This window comes from Nitrospira sp. Ecomares 2.1, assembly GCF_965152585.1.
The window spans coordinates 456,901-474,786 of the sequence record NZ_OZ224219.1 but is presented as its reverse complement, the minus strand read 5'-3'; the positions used below and the strand labels follow the sequence as shown (position 1 = coordinate 474,786).

At 48.1% G+C, this 17,886-nt stretch carries 9 protein-coding genes; 2 read left to right on the top strand and 7 right to left on the bottom strand.

What is annotated here, in order from left to right; all coding sequences use genetic code 11:
• Window positions 1-43: 43 nt before the first annotated feature.
• The 7 genes from ACWHYD_RS02130 to ACWHYD_RS02100 form a co-directional block, all read right to left on the bottom strand.
• The gene (locus ACWHYD_RS02130; RefSeq protein WP_447964297.1) at window positions 44-2,296 is read right to left on the bottom strand and encodes a lytic transglycosylase domain-containing protein; all 2,253 of its coding nucleotides are present in this window, start codon (window positions 2,294-2,296) and stop codon (window positions 44-46) included.
• Window positions 2,297-2,654: 358 nt separating this feature from the next.
• Window positions 2,655-3,503, bottom strand: a complete 849-nt coding sequence (locus ACWHYD_RS02125) for an HDOD domain-containing protein (RefSeq protein WP_447964296.1) — start codon at window positions 3,501-3,503, stop codon at window positions 2,655-2,657.
• 214 nt (window positions 3,504-3,717) lie between these two features.
• On the bottom strand, window positions 3,718-5,571 hold the full coding sequence (locus ACWHYD_RS02120; RefSeq protein ID WP_447964295.1) for a PAS domain S-box protein: 1,854 nt from the start codon (window positions 5,569-5,571) through the stop codon (window positions 3,718-3,720).
• A 94-nt stretch (window positions 5,572-5,665) separates the two neighbouring features.
• On the bottom strand, window positions 5,666-7,126 hold the full coding sequence (locus ACWHYD_RS02115; RefSeq protein WP_447964294.1) for an ATP-binding protein: 1,461 nt from the start codon (window positions 7,124-7,126) through the stop codon (window positions 5,666-5,668).
• Window positions 7,123-8,415, bottom strand: coding sequence for an ATP-binding protein (locus ACWHYD_RS02110; RefSeq protein WP_447964293.1), 1,293 nt, complete (start codon window positions 8,413-8,415; stop codon window positions 7,123-7,125). The genes ACWHYD_RS02115 and ACWHYD_RS02110 overlap by 4 nt, the downstream gene beginning before the upstream one ends.
• A gap of 267 nt (window positions 8,416-8,682) precedes the next feature.
• Window positions 8,683-9,246: a response regulator gene (locus ACWHYD_RS02105; protein WP_447964292.1), complete on the bottom strand. Its 564-nt coding sequence runs from the start codon at window positions 9,244-9,246 to the stop codon at window positions 8,683-8,685.
• Window positions 9,246-10,106 carry an ATP-binding protein gene (locus ACWHYD_RS02100; RefSeq protein WP_447964291.1) on the bottom strand — a complete coding sequence of 287 codons (861 nt, stop codon included), beginning with the start codon at window positions 10,104-10,106 and terminating at the stop codon, window positions 9,246-9,248. The genes ACWHYD_RS02105 and ACWHYD_RS02100 overlap by 1 nt, the downstream gene beginning before the upstream one ends.
• A gap of 642 nt (window positions 10,107-10,748) precedes the next feature.
• Here ACWHYD_RS02100 and ACWHYD_RS02095 point away from each other — a divergent pair.
• Both ACWHYD_RS02095 and ACWHYD_RS02090 read left to right on the top strand, forming a co-directional pair.
• A complete protein-coding gene (locus ACWHYD_RS02095; RefSeq protein ID WP_447964290.1) occupies window positions 10,749-14,210 on the top strand; it encodes an acyl-[ACP]--phospholipid O-acyltransferase in 3,462 nt (1,153 codons plus the stop codon).
• Between the two features lie 2,363 nt (window positions 14,211-16,573).
• Entirely contained in the window at window positions 16,574-17,572 is a 999-nt protein-coding gene (locus ACWHYD_RS02090; RefSeq protein ID WP_447964289.1) for a peptidoglycan-binding domain-containing protein, read from the top strand.
• The last annotated feature ends 314 nt before the right edge of the window (window positions 17,573-17,886 follow it).

Genomic DNA, 17,886 nt, shown 5'->3' with positions numbered 1-17,886 from the left:
GCCTCCTTATTAGCTAGGGCAAACGAGGCGGACTATAATTCGTTCAACAAAACCTGTCAAGAGAAACACCCCGGCAGACATCCCCAAACAGAGTTCGATAAATTCGATAGCTTCCAAGTACGCGCTTCACATATCCACGGGTTTCTCGATATCCAATCAGCTCGATAAATTCATCCGGATCTCGATGACCATTTTGCCCAATCCACCGTTTAACCGCCTGGGGGCCAGCATTATAGGCAGCCACCGAATAAATGATATTGCCTTGAAATTCATTCAGCAACTGCCCCAAGTAATACGTCCCCAATTGAATGTTGCTGTTTGGTTCAACCAGGCCCTTCCGATCAGAATCGGAGGCCGGTAATCCCAACTGACGACCAACCCTTTTGGCTGTCTCTGGCATGAGTTGCATCAAGCCAATCGCGCCAACCGGGGAAACGACACGGGCACTATATAGGCTTTCTTCGCGAATTAGCCCCGCGACTAAAAACGGATCCACTTGCTTTGGGGCGAACGATTGAATAACCCTTTGGTAACCCATGGGAAAAGCCCCCAACCAGGCAGCAGAAGAGGCATGGAGCTGTCCTTTCCGCAACGTCGACCCAAAATGACGAATAGATAATCGAATCCCGACATCGTAGGCCCCAACTTCACTAGCCAATGAAATCAATTGAGAAAAAGCTTTGGGGTCGGCTCCGAAGCGGGCAGAAACGACCTCAAGCTCATTGACTGCCTCCTTATGCAGGCGAAGAGTTCGTAATTCTTGAATTTTTTGATAGTGGATATCCTGCTGAAGGAGAGTTGGAGTATCCACGGGCATCACGTCAGTCGATGCCAACACCGCCCATTGTTTCGTCGAGAATTCTGAGGGACCGAGTCGAATATCTGCCAATTGCCCATAGTAGGTAAATGGATAGTCCTGGCTTAATTTTTTTAGACGTTCTCGCGCGGCCTCCATCTGTCCAAGATGTTCCTGGGCACGGGCCAACCAATAGGAAGCCTGAGAGGCGGCATGGAGAGAAGATTCGGTTTGAGGAGTTCCGACTGCCTGGGTAATCTCCTGAAATATCTCAATAGCATCAATAAATTGTTTCTGTTGATAGTGAATCCACCCCACTCGCCAAAGCGCATCCAACCGCTGCGGTAACGTGCGAGCCACAGCGCCTGCCCGCCTATAGGCCTTCCCGGCCTCGAGCCAGCGAGCATGATCTTCCAACCAAATACCGTAAAAGGTGAAGAGCAGCGATTGCTGATCACCGGTTACCCTACCCATTGCGGAGGTTTCGACAAGAGCCTCCAATTCTGCCCCTTTCCCCTGACGCAAATACACTCTTCCCAACCATACCCATGCATCATCTGTTCTGGAGGAGGAGGAACGGGATAGCGAGGTCAGTATCGCTTCTGCCTGGTCATACCGTTTCAAACGAACCAAGGCCATGGCCAAGGTGTATTGGACCTGAAAAAACTGAGGAATAGGAGAAGACAGAGTCGTAATGGTTTGAAATTCCTGAACGGCTTCCTCCAAAGCTCCCCCGTTATACAATGCCATGCTACGCTTGTATCGCTCTTCCGGTGAGGGCAAAAACAAAGAACCCACTTCCCGGCGTAGCCACGATTCAGCCTTCAGCCGCTCAGGGGCGAGTGGGAATTTCCACCATATTTCACGGAAAATCTCAATCGCCTTTTCCCGTTGTCCTATTTGAGCAGAACATAAACCCATTTGGAAGAAGGCTTCTGCGGATTTGGGATGGTCAGATTTTATGCTGAGAGCCTGGGACCACATCGAGAGGGCTGCGTCACAATCCCCCAATTTTGCCAAAACATCCCCACCCGCATAGAGTGCTTCAGCGCGAAGCAAAGAATCGGCATAATGCTCATTAAACTGTTGAAACGCCTCTGCCGCCTCCCTCCCTAAACCAGCATAAGCATATGCCTGTCCCATCCAAAAGGTAAGATAATCGCCCAGAATAGGGAAATCATGGAGAGCGGATTTCAACAGGGGAATAGCTTCAAGAGGGGAGGATTCCTTGAGCCAATATCCATAACGGAACCCGACACGTTTGACCAAAGCGGAATTATCATTAGATGTAACAATCTGATTGAAAGACTTTGCATGATCCCATCCGGCTTCAGAATCAGCTCCAAATGATTCTAGATGTTCAAGAAATTTCGTAACACATCCTTCAGAATTTTGACAGGGAGCCGAAGGAGGGTCCAAGGAGACGACGGTCTGAGGGAGGAACAGGATGCATGCCCCAACGATTACTCCGCCAATTAAGTGTCCAGACAGAATCCTCATGCCCCTCCTCAACATCATTATCTACCAGCTTACCCAGTATTCGTTATGCATACAATCACCAGAGTGCCAGAAAATTCCAATCAAGAGCGTGACAATATACGAGTCGTCCAAGGACCTGTCCTCATTCCCCCCGCATTTCTATAATTCAGAGACGCACTCTTCAGACAAATCCTACACCCTCTTCCTGACAATGGGAACCCAAAGAATTCAGGAATTTCAGACCAGGCTAAAGACACAAATGAGGAAAAATATCTAGACAAATGCTAAAGAAAGTAAGGAGAAGCATCTGAATAAAAACAAGGGAGGCCAATTAGTGAACATGCAGACCGTTGAATAATGAATTGAGTGCCACTCGTATTTAATGAATCGCCATCTGCTGAATATTTGGCATCCAGCTTTGCCAAATCGGTAGATCATCCCACAGACCTAACCGGGTTAAATACTCTTCTCCATCTTTCCCAATGACTCCATCCCCATCCTGAGCGATCCCTCCCCCCTCAACAAAATTTGCGGCATATACGGCTGTCAAAGGACCAAAGGTCGAATGGGGAACCTTCGATGGATCATCATGGAACGCCACAATCGTAAGTAACATATCCTCTATACCCCATCGCGCCAGAAAAGTGACTCCACTTTCCCCGTGTGTGTACCCCAAGACCTGTCTTTCCAGCACGGCCAAGTTCCCTCCTCGGCATTGGGCTATCTCTACGACGGTCGTGAACACCTCCGGCTGCTGGGTCAAAAACACGAGCATGCCAATATCATGAAGCACCCCTCCCACAAACGATTGCCACACCATGCGTTGATTCGACCCCTGATTCAAGGCAATCAACGCAGCAAGGTATCCCGTTCTGAGGCTATGCCTCCACAAACTTACAATACGCGAAGACTCTACTGCGCATCCCTCGGATAGGAGAAACACTTCGACCCCAAATCCTAAAGCGCGCTCCAGATCAATCGGGATCATTCCTGCATCACCCGAAACAGCCTCCACATGCACTTTCACCTCACGGTCAAAATGAGATAACTTTTGGGCTTGAAGCTCATCAAAACTTGTATGCCCTCTAATCAACAATCTGGGTGAAAAAGATCCTGACCAAGGCGCCAGTGACTCCCCACCATAAGACAAAGCCCCCCAGCTCTCGTGGGTCCTTTCTCCATCGCCATCCCAAGAGTCATCCTCTGTTCGAGGCCAATATTCAGTCACATGCGATACTCCAAGAAACACAGAAGGATTATCGAAGCTGGAAAGCGTCCTCTTACTCCTTCAATTTTTCTCGGCTACACCAAACAGACTCTTGAGGTGCAAACCCGTGAGACAGGACATGAAAAATGCTAATCAATAGAAAGAAACAACAGTACAACGCAACACTCATAAAGAGGCGCGCAGAAAGAATGATTGAATTGGCTGGAGGGAGAAATTACAAATCGGGAAAATGAAAATTCCCAGGCAGGTCTAGAAAAAACGTGGCGCCTTGTCCTAGGCCCTCACTGTGGGCGCGAAGTGCGCCACACATATTTTTTGCCATCAACGCTCCATGATGCAGACTCAAGCCCCGTCCTCCATATTTGGTGCTATACCCTTGCCCAAAAACTTTCGTAAGGTCGTCGGGAGGAATCCCGCTGCCGGTATCCTGAACTTCCAGGCAAATAGAATCCGGAGGACCAATGACGAGCTTGACACGAACAACTAAGTCTCTCCGGGCAACCGACTCCATGGCCTGACAGGCATTGCGAATGACATCCACCAAAATTTGAAGGAGTTGATGCTTATCCACGATGAGCTGTGGCACTTCCTGAAACTCCTGAATGACCGTAATTTTGGTTTCCTCCAACATCTCTTGGTTAACTGCCAGGGCCTCGGCTACCACCTCAGCCACACATACCGGTTCCGTCATCCCGCTTGGCTTGGCCAGATCCTGTTGGGTCGCAACACATTGCTGAGCATGCCCGGCATACTCCCGCAATCGATCTAATTCCAATAGAGCCACTCGCTTTTCCTCCTTCAATTGCCCCGATAATTTCTCCAGATAACCGGGGACTTGTTTCCCCTTGGGATTCTGCGATAAGTAGGTTCCTAGATCTTCATGATGCTTGTCCAATAACTGTGAAATTCGACCCACATCCTCGACCATCGAATTTTTCAAAAGATCCGTGATGACTCCGATAGATACATTAATGCTATTTAACACATTGCCCACGTTATGCAGGACACCCGTCGCTACTTCGGCCATTCCCAACTGCCTTGACGTTTCCATTAACCGCTCATTCAACTGCAGCTTCTCTTCTTCCATTCGCTTTCGTTCGGTAATATCCTGGGCAACACACACCAACCCCTGAAATTGTCCCTGCAGGTCCTGCATCATCGAACCAGAGACTGAAATGGTGATTTTCTGACCCTCATGAGTCAGGAAACTGGATTCCACGCCACTCACCGATCCTTGAAGTAAGAGGTTTTCGATGATCGCACCTTGGGAAAATTCTTCGCCAAAAATCAAACCGGGCGACTCCCCGATGAGTTCATCCTCCTGATAGCCTAAAAGATTTAGCAAGGAAGGATTCACCGCCCCAATAGTCATATCTGCGTTAATGACTAGCAGAGAATCCGCCATGGAGCGGAGGATATTATCAACATAATATCTGGAAGCAGCCAATTCACCACGAGCGGATTCCAATGCTCCCGTCGCCGCTTCACCATTATGGACATGGAGATCCGAAGGAGATTTGGAATGACAGCCATTTTCCCCTGAATAGGTTGCCCCATTGAGCACAGTTTCACCGGATACCGGGTACGGCAGACTCAAACAACTGGCTAGTTGAAAGACTTCTTCTTCAAGAAAAGGGCTCCGAAGTACCGCCCATTGCTCTGGACGGCTCACAACCAGACGATGGGGCCAGGATGCCCGATCAGGGGGAAGACAGAAGATACACCGTAAAGTCTGATCATATTCCCAAAGCGACTCCACCAGGTCTCGAACGACCTCCCAATCCTCTGAACGCCCATCAATAAGGACAAGAACAAAAGGATTGCCAGTAACTTGAGCTTCCGCGAACTTCGACAAAACATGGAGGCCCATTTCCACGCTGACAAGAGCGAACTGGGTCTGAGTTAAAAACGGCTGAATACCAGAGGTTGCCAAATTTTTGCCATTTAAGGAATTCCCTACTGACATGTCACCCACAGCGGGCGCAGACAACACATCGCGCAACATGATTTGGGTTTCGGGATGAGCCCCGACCACTAATACACGACGATGCGCAGGAATCTGAACCATAAAATATTGAGCTTCACTAATTATATATTTGAAAAGGTCGTATTCCCTATGAACCAAAATCGAATGCTTTTAAACCGGCCATCAGTTCTCCCCATTACTGAATTGGCAGCGTAACTATAAAGGTAGACCCTTCTCCCAACTTGGAACGAACGGAAATGGCACCACCACACTTCTCGACAATACGTTGACATACGGCCAAACCAATCCCTGTCCCTTCGAATTCATCTTTCCGATGCAGCCTTTTGAAGATCCCAAAAATTTTCCCGAACTGTTCTGATGGAATACCTATGCCCTGGTCATGAATTTCAATTTGGCAAAGCCATCCAGGTTGGCCTAAACCGGTGTGACGTCGATTTTGAATAATCGTCCCGGTGATACGAATGACCGGTGGAACCCCCGGCCGATGAAATTTCAAGGCGTTGCCGAGCAGGTTTTGTAACAATTGTCGGACTTGAAACGCATTTCCATAAATAGTAGGTAATTCCCCAATCTGCACGACCGCCTGCATTTCCTCGATCCGCGCGCCGAGATCCGACAGGATTTCGTCGACCATTTCTCGCAAGACAAGCGGCTCCCCTGAGGTGTGCGGCAAATCGATCCTGGAATACACTAACAGGCTCTGAATTAGCTGTTGCATGCGATCCGCCGCGTTTTTGACTCGGTCAACATATCCCAGACCTTGGCTGGTGAGGGCTGACCCATATTTCACCTGTAAGAGATCAAGAAATACCTGGATTGAATGAAGGGGCTCCTGTAAATCATGAGCTGCAAGCGATGCAAATTGCTCCAAGTCCCGATTCGACCGGGCCAATTCTTCGGTTTGGTGACGTAAAATCCGTTCGATTCGTTCCCGTTCATGGATTTCATTCAATGCTTGGTCCCGCATAGCAGAAAGTTCGAGATTTCTTTCTTGGACATCACAAACCACTTGAGCTAACTCCACTTCTACCTCTTGCCGCCTGAGCAAATCCTGCTCCAAACAACGGTTGGTCTCTTCAAGAAGGCCCGTGCGAGTCATGACGGTCTGTTCAAGTTCCTGAACCCGCAACCGGGCCTGCTGGGCACAATGCCATTTCATCGTCAAAGCCGTAGACAATTGCCATACCTCAATCGGATCAAAGGGCTTTCGTAGAATTAATAACTGGTCCCGATGTCCTAATCGAGGCAATACGGCCGACCAACCAAAATCGGGATAGGCCGTACACAACACCACCTGTACGTCAGAATCCTCATCCCAAATTCGCTCAACCGTTTCAATCCCGTCCCAACCATTGGGCAATTGCACATCCAGGAACACCACCGCAAAGGGCGAACCCCGTTCCTTAGCCTGCGCGACCACATCACGCCCTGACTCCCCATTGTTCACACAATGGAGATCGAAGGGTTCTTCGCCATGATGCAGGAAGGGCCCGTCAAAGAAATCCTGGCTGCTTTCAAGCCACGCATTGGAAATGAGGCTAATTGCGGAACACAAAATCTTCCGGAAATCCTGCAAAATGTCCGGGCTATCATCTATCACTAAGATCCGTCGATTTAGAGTACAGACGGGATTCATGCCTGTCCTGCCCCTGCCCCTGCCTCAACCGGAAGAATTAGTGTCAAGGTCGCGCCGGTGCCAATCCCATCACTATGGGCCTTTAACATCCCACCCATACGATGAATCGTAACCATCGAACTATGCAGACCAATCCCATTGCCATCATGCTTGGTCGTAAAACCGCGAGTAAACATTCTGGCCAAATGTTCAGGCGCAATTCCAATGCCGGTATCTTGAATTGCGATGACAACCGACAACCCATCATCCGTGCGACCTTCTACTCGTATGGTGAGCAGATGATCAACTCCGACCTGTAATTGCATCGCCTGTTTAGCATTTCGCAGCAGATTCACCAGAATTTGAAGCAACTGATGCCGATCGGTCACGACAGGCGGCACAGACTGATAGTCTCGTTTGATCCTGATCCATTTCGCATCTCCAGCGTGAAAACTTAACTCCACGGCTTGATTCAGAAGTTCCACAACAGAGAGAGCCTCGATGATACCCCGAGACTTCGCCATCGACTGATGTGAAATGATAATTTCTTTGACATGATCAATATTGCGAACCAGGCCTTCCAATTCTTTTAGCACGGTCTGTTGCTCTGCTATGAGGTGGCTCCCCAATTTCATAATCGCCGGAGGAATCCGTTTCCCTTTTGGATCCTGAGTCAGATAGATTTCCCAATTCTCCTCATGATTCTTTAACAGTTCCGCGATTCGATGAACCAGAATTATCGAAGACTGATTCATTAACTCATGAACCACATGCACGGCCACATTAATGCTATTGAGCACATTGCCCACATTGTGCAATACGGTTGAGGCAACATCAGCCATCTCATTACCATATGAGGCACCTTCAACCTGCCTGCGCAAATGCTCACGTTCGATCAAACCCCGACGTCGAACCAACCCCTCTCGAATGGCCCAGGGCATCGCGATACCCTCCATTTTTTCATTAACCAGCCAATCGATAGCCGAGTCGTCTTCCAGCTCAACAGCGGAACTCTCTCCATCAATCAATCCCAAAATGAACGCATTGCCCCAGATTTTTTTGATATCGCAAGCAATATCCCTCCCCCTCCGGTTTACCCGACAGTCAACGAGAATGAGATCAAATGGGTTGTGGGAATCAAAACAGGAAGGGTGCATTGAGGCATAATCAAGCCAAGTGACTTGAAGTATGGGGCCCTGAGAAGCCAACACGCGATGAAAGGATGGGGAAAGGTCACTTTCCTGAATTCCCACCATCACCACACGGAGCAGCGGAAATTTCGGAATCACCTGCCCATTAGATTCCGACATGACATGAACCATTCCATGAAGAAGGTAAGGAGAGAAAATCAATTTTGAACGATAAACAACTCATGAAATGGCAAAACAGCATCACACGGTGGATAAATGAAGTTTCGTCTTGAACACCGCTGGCATCTCATTCACAGAATCCCCTGAGTTGAGGATTCCCTGGCATGACGACAAATTGCGCACCCAGTAACGGGAGTCCCCTATCTTCTCCAGAAATACCCTTTTAAATGGAAAGGTCCCAAACGGCCGAACCTAGATTCCCTGGCGTCAAAAGGATTTTATGGTTTCTTCTGCTCGTTCTTCTGCCCATTTGGCCAATAGTTCTAACTGTGACTTTGCTTGACACGATTCCGCCCAACGCTTGGTAAGGGAATTGGCCAACTGCCACACTTCAATATTATCAAACGGCTTTCGCAAGATGAGGAGTTGGCCATTTTTATTCAATCGTTGGATGACATCTTCCCACGCATGGTCCGAAAAAGCCGTACAGATCACGACCTGCAAATCAGGATCTTCTTGCCACAGATGCTCCACCGTCTCTACTCCATCCCAACCTGGGGGCATACGCATATCCACAAAGGCAACCGCATACGGCCGTTCAGCCTTCATCGCATCTTGCACCATCCGGTGCCCCATTTGCCCTTGGTCCGCAGTATCGACGTCAAACTTTTCAACAATTTTTTGTTCTTCCACATCATCAAACAATTCCGCCCGAACTTCTTGCAGCAGCGAGGTGTCTAATGATCGCTCAAGAATTTTTCGAAAATCTTCGTGGATCGCCACATTATCATCAATCACCAAAATACGCCGGTTGGCTTGTTCCTTCTCCATTACCGTTCTCCCTCCATGTGAATAACTGGCAAATCAAGAGTAAATATTGCCCCCTGCATCAGACCATCACTCCACACCCGCAGTGACCCAGTAAGCTCTTTGGCCGCTAGAGCACTAGCATGAAGATTCGGTAACAGGTCTGTTTGCTCCCCAGAAGCCTGTGGAGAAAACACCCGAGTCAGACCTTCTAAAGGAATTCCCCTTCCAGTATCAGCAACCTGCAAACGAACAAACCCTTCTCGGTCCGGACAGGGAAAGACATAAAGAGTGAGGCGATGAGTCCAACTAGTTATCTCCCTCATCCCATTGATCGCATTCCGGATTAAATTCACCAGAATGCGGAGAAGCTTGGATACTTCTAGAATACCTTCGCCAACCCTTTGGTACTCCCGACACACTTGGACCCCCATCCGATCCAATTCACACTGATGGGATGCCAAAGCCTCATCCATAATCGCTGCAAACTGAATGGTATCTTTAAATCCCCCCACGCGATGGGGCGTTTGGCCAACCGTCAAATAATATTCCAATTGCTCCAGGTGATAATTGAGCGTGGTCAATTCGGTCAGGGTATCGAGATGGTTCTGTGACAATTCCTCATTCAATTGCCCCAAGAAATTCGGAATCTTTTTCCCTTTGGGATCCTGAGTGAGATACCACCCGTAATCATGACTATGGGCCTCGAGCATATCCGCAACCCGCCCAACATCAGCCACATGAGATTCCCGAAGCCGATGGTGAATAAGTCCGGCAGACACATGGATGCTATTCAGGACGTTTCGCATTCGATGGAAGATGGATTCCCCCACTGCTTCCATGTGGCCTTCCGAAAATCCTGATGTTTCCGTACGAGTCGTCATCGCGAAAATATCCGTCGAAATCCCTCTACCGAGGTGGCGTTGCAACTTATTTTGTGATATCGCGTGGTTCTAAATTCTTTGCCGGAGGCTGGGTTATTCCAACGGTAAAGAACTCACCAAAACATCTCCACCAAATCCCTGGCGTGGCATACGGAAATAAATCGGCTATATGGGAAAGAACCTTAAGAGTTTTGGGAACAGAACAGGCATGCTCCTGCACCATGGGAACAACCGGATTGTCAAAGTTGTCAAAGGGAAAAGGCTAACCGTGGCAGACGAAGAAAATGTGGCATCGTTCCCATTTAAAGCACTCCCAGGAGGGTAGCGGAATTCCGAATCAGCTTAAACTGATGGAGGACTTCTTGGAAGGTATGGATTGAAGATACAAACAGATACTAGTGTGATTTCTTTGTTTTGATAATCCGCCTCGTCCCGACATACATGGATCAATCCATAACGTCGCTAATTCCGTACCAAAAATCAAAAATATGGATAAAAACGATTGACGGGTAAGTATGGCTTCTCCAAGATAACCCAACAAAACAAAAAATTGTGATTTCGTTATGCGCCGTATTTGTTTAATATCTCCTGGACCCCAAGAGAAAAAGAAGAAAAACCCAATACTCATACCTCGTGATCCCGGTGACTGAAGCCTACTCAGCCTCCCCCCCACCCGCAACTCAATCCTCGGCTCTCCGCGGACTGCTCGTCGCCCAATTTTTTGGAGCCTTCAACGATAATGCCTGGAAACTCATTGTCGCCCTCCTGGCTATCAAGCAAGTGGCCGCCTCGGCAGGAGGTGCTTCTGGCCCTGAGCTCGAAGCCGCCACACAGGCGACAACCACGCAAGCCTTTGTCATCTTTACCCTTCCCCTGATGGTGGTCTCCGCCTTTGCCGGAGTCTTTTCCGATCGGTTTAGCAAGAGAACCGTCATCGTCGTCATGAAGGCCGTGGAAGTCTTATTGATGGGAGCCGGAACCGCAGCTCTCTTTTGGAATCCTCTGGGTGGAATTCTTCCCCTCCTGGTGCTGGCAGCAATGGGTGCACAAAGTGCACTTTTCAGTCCTTCCAAATATGGAATTATTCCTGAACTCTTGCCTCACCATCGCTTGTCCTGGGGAAACGGTCAAATCGAGATGTGGACCTTCATCGCCATCATTGCAGGAACCGCCTTGGCAGGTCTCATGCTTGACCTTTCCGGTCAAACCCCATGGTTGACAGGATTAGTCCTCATGATGTGCTCAGGAATAGGATTATGGGCGTCATTATTTATTCCCACAGTTCCACGTGCTCGACTTGATGGGGGAGTTCGAGAAACGTGGAAGGCCGCCATTGAAGCTCTTCGATTCGATCGAGTCTTGAAATTGGGCATCATGGGGGCCATTGCATTTTGGACTTTGGCCAGTTTAGTTGGCCAGGATGTGTTGATCTACGCCAAAGTCGTCCTTCACCTGTCAGATTCCCTTTCAGGCCTTCCCCTGGCAGCCTTCGGAATCGGAGTCGGAATTGGGTCCCTATTGGTTGGAAAACTCTCAGCGGCCAAAGTCGAATTAGGTTACCTTCCCTTGGGAGGCACTGGGATCACCGCCAGTCTTTTCGCCTTAGGGTTTGGGGAGCCCCAGTTAGGAGGAACCCTCATCGCCATGGGATGTCTAGGCCTCGCCAGCGGATTTGTGGTGGTCCCGCTCAATGCTCTGATTCAATGGCGATCCCCAGCCGACCGACGAGGCGCCGTGATTGCCTTTGCCAATACCCTGGTCTTTGGAGGAGTCCTGTTGGGGTCTCTGGGATCAGGTTTCTTCTCAAAGATCGGACTCAGCGCCAGCAATATTTTTCTCATATCCGGTCTGGGAAGCGCAGCTCTAACCATTTGGGCACTTCGGGTCCTCCCGGAAATGTTTATTCGGTTGTTGTTAGTCTTGTTTACTCACACCATCTATCGACTTACCATCACAGGACGGGATCATATCCCGCAGGAAGGTGGGGCACTGCTGGTACCCAACCATGTCTCCTTCATCGATGGACTACTCCTACTCTCCACCACCGATCGCCCCATTCGCTTTCTCGTCGACCAAAATTATTATGACCATCGCGTGTTCCAACCCTTTGCCAAAATCATGGGGGTCATTCCAATTTCTTCGAACGGATCCCCTAGAGAAATCTTACACGCGATACGACAAGCGGGACAGAGTCTTGATCAAGGAGAACTGGTTTGCATTTTTCCAGAAGGACAAATTACCCGCACAGGCAACCTTTTACCCTTTCGTTCGGGATTCACTCGTATTGTCAAAGGCCGGGATGTGCCCATTATTCCCATTAACCTTGACCGGGTCTGGGGGAGTATCTTTAGCTTCATCGGCGGACGTTTTTTAGCAAAATGGCCAACCCGATTCCCCTATCCAATTACGCTCTCTGTCGGCGCCCCCCTCCCCTCCACCACATCCGCTGAAGAGGTACGGCAGGCTGTCCAGGAATTAGGAGAAACGGCATGGCATTTACGAAAACTCACACGACGCCCTCTCCATCACAGCTTTGTCTGGTCCATGCGCAAACACCCGTTTCGCGTCGTATTTGGAGATGCAACCAGACCTCGACTCTCCTGCTTCGAGGCACTGACAGGCGCTATCGCTTTGGCAAGAGCCCTCAGATCTCACTGGGAAGGGCAACAAACGGTGGGAATTCTCCTACCTCCAAGTGTAGGTGGCGCGCTCGCCAATATGGCGGCAACGCTTTCTGGAAGAACCACCGTCAACTTGAATTATACGGTTGGGGTGCAAGGGATGGAATCTTCATCAAACCAAGCAGGCCTAGTGACTGTTCTCACCAGTCGCGTTTTCTTAGAAAAGGCCAATCTCGAATTGCCGATGAACCTCACGCCTATCTGGATCGAGGAGATTCGAAACACGATTGATGGGCAGGCTCGAATTACCGCTATGTTATTTGGGCTCTTCGCTCCAATCCGGAAGGTGGAGCGTTTTTGTGGGGCGACCATGCATCCATCCATTGATGATATCGCCACGATTATTTTTAGTAGTGGAAGTACTGGAGAGCCCAAAGGCGTCCCGCTGAGTCATTTCAACCTTGACTCAAACGTGGAAGGAATTGCCCAAGTCCTTCACCTGGATCACAACGACCGGATTTTGGGGATTTTGCCGTTCTTTCATTCTTTCGGCTATCTGACCACGCTGTGGTTTCCGGTTATTCATGGAGCGGGCGTAATCTATCATCCTTCTCCAATGGATGCCGGTCCCATTGGGAATCTGATCCACAAGCATCGAGTCACCATCCTGTTAACGACCCCGACTTTCCTGCAACTGTACCTGCGCCGCTGCACCCCTGAACAATTTGGTTCCCTTCGGATCGTGCTCACAGGCGCAGAAAAATTACCCGACCGGCTACTGATCGCATTCGAAGAACGATTTGGCATTCGTCCCATTGAAGGATATGGAGTCACAGAATGTGCTCCGGTGATTGCCGTCAATTGTCCGGATTTTCGGGCTTCTGGATTTTTCCAATCCGCCTCTCGGCGGGGAACGGTCGGACAACCACTTCCAGGCGTGTCTGTCAGAATTGTGGATCCTGACACCGAGCAACCATTGCCGGTCGGGACTCCAGGCATGCTGTTAGTCAAGGGACCAAACGTCATGAGTGGGTATTTAGGACGTGAAGATTTGACCGCAAAAGTGATACGACAGGGATGGTACATTACCGGAGATATTGCCGCCCTGGATGAGGATGGGTTTATTACCATTACCGATCGCCTCTCCCGATTTTCCAAAATCGGTGGTGAGATGATTCCTCATGGACGAGTTGAGAGTGCCCTAATGGAAGCAGCAAATACCGAGACTATGACTTTGGCTGTCACCGCCGTGCCTGATGAACGGAAAGGGGAGCAACTGGTGGTCTTACATACCCTCGATGAATCGGCCATCCCGGAAATTTTGGAAAAGGTCACCACTCATGGGTTGCCTAATCTTTTCATCCCCAAACGGAGCAATTTCATCAAAGTGGATCGTCTCCCTGTATTGGGAACAGGTAAGTTGGACTTGCGCACCCTAAAACAATTGGCATTGGCAAAAATAAAAGCACAACTTCCTCAATAACGAGCACTGAAGGGCCTGAGGTCCCTATTCACCTCATCTTCATCCCGCCATAGAGACACCCAAAACCAAAAATAGGATTGATCAAGATGAGCCCGTACTGCTAGCTCAAATAGGCATAAAATTTGTTGCGACATAACCTTCCAAACCAGACACCATTGGAAGGCCTTTTCCCTAACCTAAAAGAGCTATGCGTAAACCTAAAATGGAATTTTTAGGTATTTGGGGTTAATGCTTTTCCGCTACTTTAGTCAGCCATCGAACCCAAGGACCAAGCGCTCCGTTCACTCAGCCAGGGGAAAAGATTCTCTCGAGAGCCTCCTGTCATCTTCTGCCCCATTCATTGAACGAAAATATAATGCATAAGATTTCACTTAGGGAGCTGTCCAAAAATTGGGGGCCATCTCTGTATGTCAAAGGGAGAGGTGTGTAATGAAATTGATCCGGTGAAAAGGAATTTGTGGTGTTGCAGTTAAAAATTTTGTTAATTGACCACTTCATCAATGGCGGGAATATGGTGATGGTATTTTGATCATCATACCTCAGCACCAAAATTGGCGGAAAGAATTGACTCAAGACTTCGAAGACACCCGAACATTCTTTGGCATAGTTAACTTCACAACCCAGATATACTCTCTCCGACAAAACTCCTCGCCGGGGCGATCCCGTAACCAAAAAAAAATACTTGGAATGAGGAATACCGGGCGGTCAAGCATAATGGAAGGTGCTAACTGAGGACGACCCGATCCTCGGGTCGTCCTCAGAAAAGTGAGCCCAGATTACCATAAAGAAGATTTTGCTCTCGATCGACCCTGCGATTCATTTGACGCTCTTTTTCCTGAAACCGGCCTTTGCGAAAGATCATATTCCTGAAACGCCTCATTCCGTTTGTTCGCCATTGCGGAGGAAATCCCGAGATAAACCTTTCTGGCTGATTCGGACAATTGTGGATCGAACGGCGCCCCTCGAAAAGCTGCTTCGGCCGCCTTTCGTTCATCATAAGTCAATGGTCGACTCTGTTCTTGCATAACTCCTCCCCATTCATGGTTGCCTTAATCAAGGATTAATGGACTAGAGGTCTCGGTTCTTTTTCCGCCTGAATCCGTTTCCCACAATTTAAGCAAGCAAAATACAAAAGACTTAATCCGACCTCCAAATCCACAGCGCGCTCGACCACCATTGCACCCTGACATTTTTCACAGATTTTCATAATGTCCCTCAAATAATAAGTGTCCCTGTCTTCCGTTCGTTTAAGCAAACCATGTGCCTCTCTTCGGAATTTAATCAACATCCCCGATTTGCATAAAATCTAAAAGAACAGGGGGTCATTGAAGGGTTGGAACACCACCACAATCTTGATCAACAAAATTCCGATGTTAAAACCGTTGACAGATGTCTCTAGGCGCCCTTGGACAGTAGGGCAAGATCATGTGATTTGAGAGCAGGTTGGTTATAGTTGTATGGCGGCAAACCCGTTAAGCATCCTGACAAGACCCACCACATCCCAATTGGATAAGGGACCCGAATGTTTTCTCTGACAAGGGGGTGAATTTGAGAGGAAGGTGAGGGAAATGGCGACCAATTGAGATTCGCAACAAAATGAAATTAGCAGGAAGGGAAAACGACCTAATTACATTCAAAATTCCGCAGAGGGATTGTTGATCAAGAAACACCCAATGGAAAGTACCAAGATTTGAATCTCCCAGGGGAGAATGAACATTTCGGCCCAGTCATTTGTGTGGCCTCAAGACAGAAAAGTAAAAGGACCTGGCGGTTCAGGTCCACTACGTAAGAACTATCAAGGTAGCTTCCCTGAACCCAAATACACATACCGATGCCACACAAGCTCCATTTTTTCAGATCAAATTTCCAACATTCGCTGTGAAAGAAAATAACCGGAATCCTTCCGGGCTATTACTTTAAAAACTTGTCCGATTGGATATTGACTGGAGCCGGCGAGTGGGATTGAACCACCGACCTGCTGATTACGAATCAACACAAAGGGGGTTGCCGAAGTCCTTGAAGAATCGGCAATCCCCTTCTCCTTCTCCCATGAACACTAGCGTTTCCCCTACTCTGCTTTTCCCTCCCTTCCCTCCTGATCCTTAAGTTTTCTCCCTCTTCTTAACACCGTAATAACACCTGTTCTCTTTGCTAAGGGGTGGGGCATACCTTTGGGCCACTTCCCTAACGGTGTGAGCACAGGCCACCTGTAAACCCTGATGCAGTGGGGTGCTCGTCGGGTGTCTGTTCCCCTCCTTTTGATTAACTTGGTTGCTTTTTAAAGGGAGAGGTGTAAAGTAGCCGTACCTTAAGTACTATTTTGCCTAAATTCAAAAAAGGATAGATCCAATATTCTTATTCTAATGGTTTTAATTATTCAGTTGCCCCGAACAATGATTGCTAGAGAGTCTAACAAATTAATGGTATTTGCTTGGTATATCTACTTGGTCTTTATTCCTTCAGTGGGCTTTCCCTTTGAGTCACAGGAGGGGGAACCAAGTAAGTTTGAAGGCAGTCCTCAAAATTCCGCTAGGAGTCAAGACGAAAAAGCTCTTCCAGAACTTAATCAAAATGAAATTAGATGGATTAATTCAAAAGATCCAGGTGAGGAAGAATGGGAGATCTGGTTTGAAAAGTTTCAAAAATCTGACCCAAAAGTCTTTAAAGGAATCATTCTTTCTCAACAGGCTATTCTAGACCGTTTGGGTTACCCTATCTCTCGTCCTTATGATGGGAAGTATAATGAGGAATTTAAAGAGATACTCAGTGACTATCAAAAACACAATGGTCTCAGGGTAACGGGAAAGCTTGATAAATTAACGGGGGATACAATTGGGAAAGATGCCGAAATTATTGGGCGAAAGCCTCTATACTTGAGTAGTTTTCTCATTCATTTGGACTCTTGGAAGGAATACGTTTACGCTCAAGGATCTTTTGTAATTGACGGCATAGATCAAGGTATCCCAGAACAAACAAGTAAGATCTCCTGCTTCAGGAGATGGAATCACTGCATTGAATCCGTAGCTAGCATAGTTAAGGATCTTTTGTCTGTAGACACCATATTATTTGAGGTGGAGCGTTGGGACGAATATGAAATAGTTTCAAAACCCAATGATACTTCTTTTTGTACTCGTTATACTTTACGTGTTCATCGCTTGCAAAAAGCGGTATTTAAACAGCGATCTACGAAAACCAATGAAGGTCCCTGCGAGGGAATTATGACAGAGGATCTACCAATGAAATTGGTTAGTGGATTTGAGGTCCGGCGAGAATTAGATAAGAAGTATTCCGAAAAGGTGCAGAAAATTATTCGATGCGATCTTTTATTTGGAAAATTCTGTAATGATCTCGGGGAGAAATAGGCTGACAGCTTTTATCCTCAAGGAATAAGACAGTCTCGGTGATCCTTAAATCTACTTTCAACTCCTAGTGCGGAATAGAAAGCTTCTAAAAACGTTACAACAGAATCAAGTGCCCAGGCGGCACAATCTGCACTAAGACAGCGATGAGGAAAAAACTTCATAGTGGAATCGGTAAATGGTGGAGGAGTGTGCCTTAGGTTAATAAGTGCTCGGTATAATTTGGAACTCTCCATCTCAGTACCCCAACGAGATTTGTAATGGATAAGCTCATTTCGAAGTCGAACGACAAGAGCAGCGCTCTGAAAGGGTGGTCT